Genomic DNA, 8,513 nt, shown 5'->3' on the forward strand with positions numbered 1-8,513 from the left:
ATGGATACGCTGACCCGCATGCGCGCCTTCATCGACGTGGTCGAGGCCGAAGGATTTTCGGCGGCGGCGCGCAAGATCGGCCGCTCGAAGGCGCTATTGTCGAAATATGTGCGCGAGCTGGAGGACGAGCTCGGCGCGCTGCTGCTCAACCGCACCACCAGGCAGTTTTCCCTGACCGAGGCCGGCCACACCTATTACCGGCGCGCCTCGGAGATCGTGCGCGAGGTCGACAGCCTTGCCGATGCGGTGCGCGAATCCTCCGGCGACGTGCGCGGCAGGATCAAGCTGTCGGCGCCGCGCACCTTTGCCGACGCGCCGATCGGCCAGTCGCTGATCGACTTCGCCAAGCAGCACCCCGACATCGTGCTCGACATCCATCTCGACGACCGTTTCGTCGATCTGGTCGAGGAGGGCTTCGATCTGGCGGTGCGCATTTCGCGGCTGGAAAATTCCTCGTTGATCGCCAGGCGCCTGGCGCCATTTTCGGTACGGCTTTGCGCGTCTCCTGAACTGATCGCCAGGCACGGCATGCCGGTCAGGCCGCAAGACCTTGCCCGCGTGCCTTGCATCATCGACACCAATGGGCGCTGGCTCACCAACTGGCCGTTCAAAGGCGACAGCGGCGATACGGTGAGCGTTTCGGTTTCCGGCCCGATCGAGGTCAACAGCCCGATGGCGGCAAGGGCCGCTGCCGTGGCTGGATTGGGATTTTCCGTCCTGCCGGATTTCATCGCCGCGCCCGACATCGAAAGCGGCAAGCTGCTGACTGCGCTGGATGACCGCATTCTGCCCGGCGGCGGCATTTTTGCCGTCTATCCGCACCGGCGCTATCTGCCTGCAAAAGTTCGCGTTTTCGTCGACTTCCTGGTGCAGTGGTTCAAGACGCTGGACAACGCATGAGCTTTCAGCCGCGTTGCGGTCCCATTTTCGCCCGCTTTCTGGTAACTGTCGGCAATTCACCGAAGCCGATTGAATCGCGACCGAGAATGCACCTGAAACGGCAAGCAATCATGCTGGCTTCGGCCTTGACCGCGACGTTTGCCGCCGTCGGACCGGCTGAGGTGCATCCCCACGTCTTCGCCGAAGCCCGCCTCGAAGTGGTCCTCGGCCCGGATCACCAAACTGTGAAGGCATTGCGTCATGTCTGGCGCTTCGACGATTTGTTTTCGAGCACGGTGATGATGGAGTTCGACAAGAATTCCGACCTGAAACTCGACGACAAGGAGCTGAAGGATGTCGCCGACACCGTCCATGCCTCGCTTGCCGAATTCAACTATTTCCAGCTCGTCACCGTCGACGGCAAGGACGTGGCAATGACCCCGCCGCCGCATTTGATGGCCAATTTCGACAATGACCAGTTGATCATCCTGTTTGAATCTGAACCGAAGGTACCGATCAAACTGAGCGGCAAGATAGATATCGGCGTCTACGACCCGACCTTCTACACCGCGATCGATTTCACCGAGGATGCCAATCTGCAGGTCGATGGGTTGCCGCCGACCTGCACCAGCAAGGTTGTCCGCCCGAACCCGGACGAGGCGATCGCCCAGAACCAGAAGACCCTGACCGAGGCCTTCTTCAACGATCCGACAGGCACCGACATGAGCAAGATCTTTGCCACCAAGCTTGAACTGACCTGTCAGCCGGAAGGATAGATCCAGTGACCAAACCGTCCCTGCGTTTGGCATTCGGTCTTCTGGCCGCCGCCTTTGTGATGACGCACTTTCTCGGCTCCGCCCACGCCCAGAGTTCACTCGGCATCGGCACCAATGACGGCATGGCTCCAACCGCCACCGGCCCGTTCGCCCACATCCTGATGTGGATCAATCTGCGCCAGCAGGAATTCTATCATGCGCTTGCCGGCGCGATGAAGGCGATGCGCCAGGACGGCAGCAAGTTGTGGCTGCTCATCGGCCTGTCCTTTGCCTATGGCATTTTCCACGCCGCCGGCCCCGGTCACGGCAAGGCGGTGATCTCTTCCTACATGGTGGCCAATGAAGTGGCGCTCCGGCGCGGCATCATGCTGTCCTTCGTCTCGGCCCTGCTGCAGGCGCTGACCGCGATCGTGGTGATGCTGGTCGCCTATTTCTTGCTGCGCGGCACTGCCGTCTCGATGACAGACGCCGCATGGTTCCTTGAAATCATGAGCTATGTCTTCGTCACTCTGTTCGGCGCCTGGCTGCTGTGGCGCAAGGCCGGCCCGGCCATCCTTCGCCTGTTCGGCGCAAATCCGGGCTACAGCCTCTCGGCTGCCCATGCCGGCCATTCACATGCCGGCCATTCACATTCCGCGCATGCCCATGCGGCACATTCCCACGCGCTTGATGCGCATGACCACCACGATCATGCGCATGACCACGGCGCCCACGACCACGCCCATGCTGCGCACGATCACCACAGCCATGCGGCGGGCGAGGTCTGCGAGACGTGCGGACACTCGCATGCCCCCGACCCGGCGCTGCTTTCCGGTGATCGCTTCGATTGGCGCACGGCCTGGTCGGCGGTCGCTGCCGTCGGTATCCGCCCCTGTTCCGGCGCGCTGATCGTGCTGAGCTTCGCCTTGCTGAACGGGCTATGGTTCGGCGGCATCCTTTCGGTGCTGGCCATGGCGCTCGGCACCGCAATCACCGTCTCGGCCCTGGCGACGCTTGCGGTGACCGCCAAGAACTGGGCGGTGTATTTCGCCGGCGACGGCCGCATGGGCAACCGCATCCATTCCTTCGTCGAGATCGGCGGCGCCGCCTTCGTCTTCCTGTTCGGCCTGCTGCTGCTTTCGGCCAGCCTGACTGGCGCCTGACCTCGTTGCGTCCGATCGGGGCGCTTTAACTAGGGATATTGCCCCCCAACTCGTCTTCGATATGGACGCGGATGATCTCGTCGAAGCTCGTTTCGGCGGCAAAGCCAAGCTCCCTCGAGCGCCGCGCCTCGAAGCGCGTCGGCCAGCCCTTGACGATCGCCCAGATCGTCTCGTCGGGCTCCTCGCGGATCAGTTTCACCGCCTTGGCGCCGGCGACACGTTCCAGCGCTTCGATCTGTTCGCCGACGCTGACGGCGACGCCCGGCATCGCCAGGTTGCGGCGCGGGCCGACGGCACTGCCGTCGATCTGAGCCGCATGGATCAGGAAATTCACCGCCGAACGCGGGCTGGCGTGTGTGTGGACGACTGAGCGCGGCACCGGCAGGATCGCTTCATGGCCGCTCAGCGGCTCGCGGATGATACCGGAGAAGAACCCTGAGGCCGCCTTGTTCGGCTTTCCCGGCCTGACGCAGATGGTCGGCAGCCTGATGCCGATGCCGTCGAAGAAACCGCGGCGCGTATAGTCGGCAAGCAGCGCCTCGCCGATCAGCTTCTGCGTGCCGTAGGAGGTCAGCGGCGTCGGGTGGAACTCGTCCGGAATGATGTCGGGAAACGGTGCGCCGAACACGGCGATCGACGAGGTGAAGACGACGCGTGGCGTATAGGCGGCCAAGCGGATGGCATCGAACAGCGCCCTGGTGCCGTCGAGATTGACGCGATAGCCGAGATCGAAATTGGCCTCCGCCTCACCCGACACCACGCCGGCGAGATGGAAGATCACGTCGGGGCGCGGCGCGACCAGATTTGCGGTCGCTCCCGGTGCGGCAAGGTCGCCGGTGTGGAGGGTAATGCTGACACCTTCGAGCACCGGCGCTTGCGGCGGCACGATATCGTGAAGGTCGAGCGCGGCGATCTTGCGGCCGCCGAGCGTCCCGTCCTTGGCCAACCTGGCGATGAGTTTGCGGCCGACCATGCCTGCCGCGCCGGTAATCAGAATGCGCATGTCACTTTCCCTTTTTGCGCTGGCTGCGGCTACGCAGCCAGAACACGACGAAGATTGCCACCATGAAGATCGCCGCGACGACACCGGCAAGCACCGTCGAGACCCTGCCGACCGCCAGCATCACTGTTGGAAGATAATAGGCTGCGATGCCGAACAGCAGCAAAACCCAAGCGGCGCCGATCGCCGCATTGCGGGTGTCGCGGTCCATCACGCGGCGCCAGGGTGGCGAGAGTTCATGTCGATCGTTGCCAATGCCCAGAACTCCCGAAGTCAGTGATAATGGCCGCGGTGCGGTGCCGCATCATGCGCGTGATCGTGCTCGTCATCATGCTCATGGCTGTCGGCACATCGGCCGAATTCCGGTTCGACCGTGGCATGGGCTATGCCATGTTCCGCCGCAAGCCGCTTCTTGATCGCGCTTACCGCCATATGCGCGTCGACGCCGTCATTGAGGCAGGCATGCAACGTCGCCATGTTGCTGAAGCCGTCGAGCGACCAGACATGCATGTGATGCACCTCGCGCACGCCCTTGATCGAGCCTTCGATGTCCCTGGCGATCAGGTCGCGGTCGAGGCTTGCCGGCACGCCTTCGAGCAGGACGTGGGCTGCCTCGCGCATCAGCGACCAGGCCGTGGACAGGATCAGCAGCGAGACCAGGATCGACAGGATCGGATCGATGGGCGTCCAGCCCGTCGCCAGGATCACCAGCGCCGCGACGATCGCCGCTGCCGAGCCGAGCAGGTCGCCGAGCACGTGCAGGATGGCGCCGCGCATATTCAGGCTGCCGTGGTCGCCGCCGTGCAGCACGTAGAACGAGCCGAGATTGACCAGCAGGCCGGCGATCGCGACGACCAGCATCGGCCCGCCGAGCACCGGAGCCGGCGCTTGCAAGCGGCCCCAAGCCTCGTAGACGATCCACAGCGCGATGGCGAAGATGGCGATGCCGTTGGTGTAGGCGACCAGCGTCTTGACCCGGCCGAAGCCGTAGGTGAGGCGCACGGTCGCCGGCCGGCTCGCAAGGTGAAAGGCATACCAGGCAAGGCCGAGCGCGACGCAATCGGCAAGCATATGGCCGGCATCCGCCAGCAGCGCCAGTGAACCGGTGAAGATGGCGCCCAGCGTCTCCGCGACCATGAAGCCGGCGGTCAGGCAGGCAGCGATCAGCACGCGCTTCTTGTCGGTCGAGCCGTGCACATGACCTGCGCCATGGCTGTGGTCGTGGCCCTGCGCAGCGTGGTCGTGGGTATGCGCCATCTATAGCCCCTGCTAGAGCCTGATCTATCCCGGCAGACTCGGGATGGAGGCTCTGTCTTCTCGTTTGACCATAATCCTATCCGAAAACCGGATACCACTTTTCGGGAGCATGGTCAGGCGACGAACTCGGCGCGAAAATCCTCGAGCCGCCGCTTCTGCTGGCCATCGCTGTCGAAATTGGCCGGATCGAGCCACGCTTCATAGGCTCTGCGCAGATCAGGCCATTCCCTGTCGATGATCGAATACCACGCGGTATCGCGGTTTTCGCCCTTGACCACAAGATGCTGACGGAAAATGCCCTCGAACTTGAAGCCGAAACGTTCCGCCGCGCGCTTCGACGGCTCGTTGCGATTGTTGCATTTCCATTCGTAGCGGCGGTAGCCAAGCTCGTCGAAGACATACTTCATGAACAGGAACTGCGCTTCCGTCGCCGCCGGCTTTCGCGAGATCAACGGGCCCCAATAGATGTTGCCGATCTCGATGACGCCGTAGGCGGCGTCGATGCGCATCAGCGTCTGGCGCCCGGCGACCTTGCCGCTGGCCTTGTCGATGACTGTGAAGAACAGCGGGTCCTCGCTGGCTTCTGCCTTGTCCAGCCACGGCTGGAAGGCGGCACGGCTCTCCGGCGGGTAGTCTGGCAGCCAGGCGAAGCGGCCGCCGGCATCGGCCACCGACGAGGCCTCAAACAGGCCGTCACCGTGTTTTTCGGCGTTGAGCGGCTCCAGCCTGACAGTTCGCCCCTCCAGCACCTTGCGTTCGGGCCGCGGGCGCGGTTGCCAATTCTTGAGATTTTCCGACACCGAAAACTCCAATCCGTTTGACTTTTGCGGGCGGACGCTCACAAAAACGCACGCTCGCTGAAAGAACCACACGGACGGGAAAAATGCTCCACACGATTTCGGCCTTCGACCGCCTCGGCGAGGAAAATGCGTTCGCGGTGCTGGCGCGTGCCACGGCACTTGCCCACCAGGGCCGCGATATTGTCAATCTCGGCATCGGCCAGCCCGACTTCAAGACGCCGCAGCACATCGTCGAGGCCGCGATCAAGGCGCTGCGCGATGGCCATCACGGCTATACGCCGGCCAACGGCCTGCTGGCGACGCGCGAAGCGGTGGTACGCCGCACGCTGGCCACCACCGGCGTCGAAGTCTCGCCCGAAGCGGTGATGATCCTGCCCGGCGGCAAGCCGACCATGTTCGCGGCGATCCTGATGTTCGGCGAGCCGGGCGCCGAAATTCTCTATCCCGATCCCGGCTTTCCGATCTACCGCTCGATGATCGAGTTCACCGGTGCTGCCCCCATCCCGGTGCCGATGCGCGAGGAGAACGGCTTTGCCTTTTCGGCTGCGGAGACCTTGGCGCTGATCACCCCGAAGACCAGGCTGCTGATCCTCAACTCGCCCGCCAATCCGACCGGCGGCGTCACGCCTCGCGCCGAGATCGAAAAGCTGGTCAGGGGGCTGCAAGCGCACCCGGACGTCGCCATCCTCTCCGACGAGATCTACGACGTGATGACCTATGACGGCGAGACGCACTGCTCGCTGCTCGCCTTCCCCGAAATCCGCGACCGGCTGATCGTGCTCAACGGCTGGTCGAAGACCTGGGCGATGACCGGTTGGCGCATGGGCTGGTCGATCTGGCCGAATGGCGACAAGGGCGCGCATCTCTACGACAAGGTGCGCAAGCTGGCGGTCAATTGCTGGTCCTGCGTCAACGCGCCGAGCCAGTATGCCGGCATAGCCGCCATCGACGGCCCGCAGGACGACGTCGACAAGATGATGCGCGCCTTCGACCGCCGCAGGAAGGTCGTGGTCGAGGGGTTGAATGCCTTGCCCGGCGTTTCCTGCATTACGCCGAAAGGCGCCTTCTATGCCTTCCCCAATGTTTCCAAGACCGGCTGGAAGGCCAAGAAGCTCGCCTCGGCGCTGCTCGAGGATGCCGGCGTGGCGCTGATCGGCGGCCCCGATTTCGGCATTCTCGGCGAAGGCTATGTCAGGCTGTCCTACGCCAATTCCGAGGAGAACATCCTGCGCGCGCTGGAGCGGATCGAGGCGTTCCTGGCGAAGTGAGGACGACGATAGGAGAAGCCACATGTTCTATGCCATTCTTGCCTATCACGAGGAAGAAGCGATTACGGCACTGACGCCTGAGCAGGATGCGGCGCTGATGACCGATCTTCTCCAGATCAACGATCGGCTCTACCGCCAAGGCACCCTTGGGCCGGCGGCCCGGCTCGGCGCGACACAAGACGCCTGCACCTTGCGCGGGCCAGGCACCGGAATGGTTATCGACGGCCCCTTCGCCGAGACCAAGGAACAATTGCTGGGGCTCTATGTCGTCGACTGCGCCAACCGTGACGCCGCCATCGACATTGCGCGCGACCTTCGCCGTGTCAATCCGACCGCCGTCTACGAAATCCGCCCGATTTCGCTATATTTACCCGGCGTGCCGCTTCCGGTCACCCGGCCCTAGGACGTAGACTCATAGCTACGTGGCCAGATGCGGATTGCGACGAGTTTTAGGGCGGCAAGAAAGTTCTCAGCCAGCTTGTCGTAGCGCGTCGCGATGCGACGGAACTGTTTGGCTTTGTTGAAGAAGCGCTCGATCAGGTTACGGGCTTTGTATAGGAAGGGCTGAAGTAGATCGGGGCCTTGCGATAGGCTTTGGGGGATATTGGCCCAAGTGTTCTGGTCGGTGATGGCAGTGCGCAATGCGTTGGCATCGTAGCCCTTGTCGGCGAGCAGCATCGCACTTTCAGGCAAATCTTTGATCAAGTCCGCTGCGGAGGCAGACATTTGGCTATGAAAGTGACGTCCAGACCACACTCTCAAGATCGGGAGAGTAGCGGGCGATGATAGCCTCTTGATCATGTTCCTGCGTGAGAATTATCTGCTTCCCAGTAGCGTCACCGAGCAATCGCATAAAGCGGTCAAGCTTCTCAACCTCGGTTTTTCCGCTGACTTGCCTTGGATCGAAGTCGAACTCAATTTCGACAGCGCTGAAGAAGTGACATGCAAGCTGGATTGGCCCGACGTAGAAAGACAGTAAGCTGCCTGTTTCGCTTTCCAGGGCCGCTTCGACGCCCAATGGCATCGACTCGATCTTGCCGGAGACACTGAAACTAGCAGGCGGGGTCCATTCGAGGAGGATGTCCCAGACGACCTGCCAATCTGCCTCAGACGTGTTCAGAACGTAGATGTCTCGCCAGGAGCCGTCCCAAGCGAAATCCGATGCTATCTGTTCCCAATTCATGCATGAACCATTCTCAATGACTGCAGTTCTAGCATGACATGTGCCATGACCGCTTTCCACAAATCCCAAGCCCGCTTTCCACCTATCCCGGTCATTCCGCATTTATGAGTTTACGGCCTAGTCTAGGGCCTGTTGATATTCATGATTCCCATTCTGGCTTGATCGTGATTCAAGCTTTGGATGGAACGATTCGTGCTGACGGACGCCC

General features: G+C 62.3%; 11 protein-coding genes. 5 read left to right on the top strand and 6 right to left on the bottom strand.

Annotated features, from left to right (window positions below; genetic code table 11):
* From NKH59_RS28425 to NKH59_RS28435, 3 genes are all read left to right on the top strand, one after another.
* Positions 1–900: a LysR family transcriptional regulator gene (locus NKH59_RS28425; protein WP_352469556.1), complete on the top strand. Its 900-nt coding sequence runs from the start codon at positions 1–3 to the stop codon at positions 898–900.
* Between the two features lie 86 nt (positions 901–986).
* On the top strand, positions 987–1,655 hold the full coding sequence (locus tag NKH59_RS28430) for a DUF1007 family protein (RefSeq protein WP_352469555.1): 669 nt from the start codon (positions 987–989) through the stop codon (positions 1,653–1,655).
* Positions 1,652–2,797 carry a nickel/cobalt transporter gene (locus NKH59_RS28435; protein WP_352539487.1) on the top strand — a complete coding sequence of 382 codons (1,146 nt, stop codon included), beginning with the start codon at positions 1,652–1,654 and terminating at the stop codon, positions 2,795–2,797. Before NKH59_RS28430 ends, NKH59_RS28435 begins: the two co-directional genes overlap by 4 nt.
* Before the next feature lie 25 nt (positions 2,798–2,822).
* Here the strand turns inward: NKH59_RS28435 and denD are convergent, their stop codons facing one another.
* The 4 genes from denD to NKH59_RS28455 form a co-directional block, all read right to left on the bottom strand.
* Complete coding sequence (gene denD, locus NKH59_RS28440) at positions 2,823–3,800, bottom strand: D-erythronate dehydrogenase (protein WP_352539337.1); 978 nt, start codon at positions 3,798–3,800, stop codon at positions 2,823–2,825.
* Between the two features lies 1 nt (position 3,801).
* Positions 3,802–4,008: a hypothetical protein gene (locus NKH59_RS28445; RefSeq protein ID WP_352539338.1), complete on the bottom strand. Its 207-nt coding sequence runs from the start codon at positions 4,006–4,008 to the stop codon at positions 3,802–3,804.
* Positions 4,009–4,070: 62 nt separating this feature from the next.
* Entirely contained in the window at positions 4,071–5,054 is a 984-nt protein-coding gene (locus tag NKH59_RS28450) for a cation diffusion facilitator family transporter (RefSeq protein WP_352539339.1), read from the bottom strand.
* A gap of 113 nt (positions 5,055–5,167) precedes the next feature.
* Positions 5,168–5,854, bottom strand: a complete 687-nt coding sequence (locus tag NKH59_RS28455; protein WP_353023727.1) for a GNAT family N-acetyltransferase — start codon at positions 5,852–5,854, stop codon at positions 5,168–5,170.
* A gap of 83 nt (positions 5,855–5,937) precedes the next feature.
* Between NKH59_RS28455 and NKH59_RS28460 the strand changes: the two genes are divergently transcribed.
* Together NKH59_RS28460 and NKH59_RS28465 are read left to right on the top strand one after the other, a co-directional pair.
* Positions 5,938–7,122, top strand: a complete 1,185-nt coding sequence (locus NKH59_RS28460) for a pyridoxal phosphate-dependent aminotransferase (RefSeq protein ID WP_352488769.1) — start codon at positions 5,938–5,940, stop codon at positions 7,120–7,122.
* A 22-nt stretch (positions 7,123–7,144) separates the two neighbouring features.
* Positions 7,145–7,525, top strand: a complete 381-nt coding sequence (locus NKH59_RS28465) for a YciI family protein (protein ID WP_254816974.1) — start codon at positions 7,145–7,147, stop codon at positions 7,523–7,525.
* On the opposite strand, the gene NKH59_RS28470 is transcribed toward NKH59_RS28465, so the two are convergent.
* Both NKH59_RS28470 and NKH59_RS28475 read right to left on the bottom strand, forming a co-directional pair.
* Positions 7,522–7,827 carry a transposase gene (locus NKH59_RS28470; RefSeq protein ID WP_352539341.1) on the bottom strand — a complete coding sequence of 102 codons (306 nt, stop codon included), beginning with the start codon at positions 7,825–7,827 and terminating at the stop codon, positions 7,522–7,524. The genes NKH59_RS28465 and NKH59_RS28470 overlap by 4 nt on opposite strands.
* A gap of 25 nt (positions 7,828–7,852) precedes the next feature.
* Complete coding sequence (locus NKH59_RS28475) at positions 7,853–8,305, bottom strand: hypothetical protein (RefSeq protein ID WP_352488765.1); 453 nt, start codon at positions 8,303–8,305, stop codon at positions 7,853–7,855.
* Between the last annotated feature and the right edge of the window lie 208 nt (positions 8,306–8,513).

The organism is Mesorhizobium sp. M0998, from assembly GCF_040318885.1.
Taxonomy (GTDB): Bacteria; Pseudomonadota; Alphaproteobacteria; order Rhizobiales; family Rhizobiaceae; genus Mesorhizobium.